The following is a 1,535-nucleotide window of genomic DNA, read 5'->3' on the forward strand; positions in this document are numbered from 1 at the left end:
CTAAGCTTGCCCCACAATGTTTCCGGAAATTTACAGTAAGAAGCGATACGTATCCAATACGTTGCGAAACACTTGAAGGCCCCTCCACAACACTTTGACCCCGGGGGCTCCATCGCTCTTGCGCCCTAAAAAGCCTCCGAGTTTGGCCAAAGCCAAAACAGACTCCTCGAGGGTAGGCGGCTTGGCAGGAAGGGCTTTCGTTTTATTTGAAATGCGATAGAGCACTTGCCATTCGTCCTCGCTCATCACTTTTGTGCAAGGTGCATCGGGCTCTAGTCGGGATAGGTAGGTCAATCGTTGCAAGCCCACCGCAATGATGGCATACATCAAGATGAGCTTCCGCAGTTTTTCTGCATCGTGTTGCTGCAACTTCTCGACCCCGCAGCCACTTTTCAGAATGTAATGAAACCGTTCGATCTGCCAGCGCTTGACGTACCAACCGACTTTCTCGCAGGCTTCCTCTCCGCTAGCCAATGCTATATTCGTCAGCAAAAACCACTCGATGGGTTCCTGATCCGACAGCGGAGTGACCTCGACCACATGGATGACGGTACAACCCAGAGGCGCGTAGCCGGCTCCTCTATATTTCAAGTGATTTGTGACTTTCACGGTATCGGACTGATAGCGAATCGCAAACGTGGTTTCCCGCGCCGGCGTCTCCTGACGTGTATCCCGCGGAATCGATACAACGATGCGTGCGGCTTCCGGCTGTGCACGCACTTTGTCCCACATCCGGCCGCCGTCCGTTTCGGAGATCCGGTTCTGGAGCGCACGGACAACGTACGATTGCCCGTCTTGTTCCAGCGTATGAAGAAATTCAAAAAAGTCGGCTTCCCGGTCCCCCACATGAATGAGACGGATGGATGCAGGCAAGCCCTCAACACTCGCCTTGGCCGTTTCGGTCCATTTATAGCTTTCTTTTTCCTCGTAGGGACGATTCACGGCGCGCTTCCCCTTCAACGCCGGATCACGTGCCCAGATTTTTTGATGCAATAATCCTTGCGGAATACCTGAGGTCGTCAGCACCAAAGCCGAATGGGCCAGTAGCCCCTTCGATTTCGATGAACGGAACTCTCCGAGTCCCGTTGTCTTCTCTCTGGCGCCGTAGTCGATCTCCGTCGTATCCTGTACACATAAGAAGACCGACTCGCCACTGGCCTTCATCTGATGCAAGGTCTCCTTGCGATAGGTATCCAAGATGGCTTCCTCGGTGAGATTTTGATTGCCTAGCAGACGATAGATCGCCTTCGCTTCCGCCTTATTTGCGCTGGCAGCGGCGATCGGTAATTCGGGATGACGGGCCAGTGTCGTCATCGTTTGGATCGCACGTTTGACGATACGTCCGCACCGAAGGCGCATCCGCTCCAAAAAGGAAAAGTCCGGTACAGCTAAAGAATGGGTATTCGTAGGTATGGTCATGGGTTATCCCTGCCTCATCACTATAGGTTTTCTCCCATCATAAAGGCTTACCTCTTCGTTGAGTAGTCTTGTTTTTCATTTATCCATAACTTGGAACTCTTGTGGGGCAAGCTTAG

At 52.6% G+C, this 1,535-nt stretch carries 1 protein-coding gene; it reads right to left on the bottom strand.

The window, feature by feature from the left end:
* Nucleotides 1-30: 30 nt before the first annotated feature.
* Nucleotides 31-1,419 (bottom strand): IS4 family transposase, encoded by a 1,389-nt coding sequence (locus ACX93W_RS27255; protein ID WP_459395521.1) that lies wholly within the window; start codon nt 1,417-1,419, stop codon nt 31-33.
* Nucleotides 1,420-1,535 lie beyond the last annotated feature (116 nt).

Source organism: Paenibacillus sp. CAU 1782, from assembly GCF_054551715.1.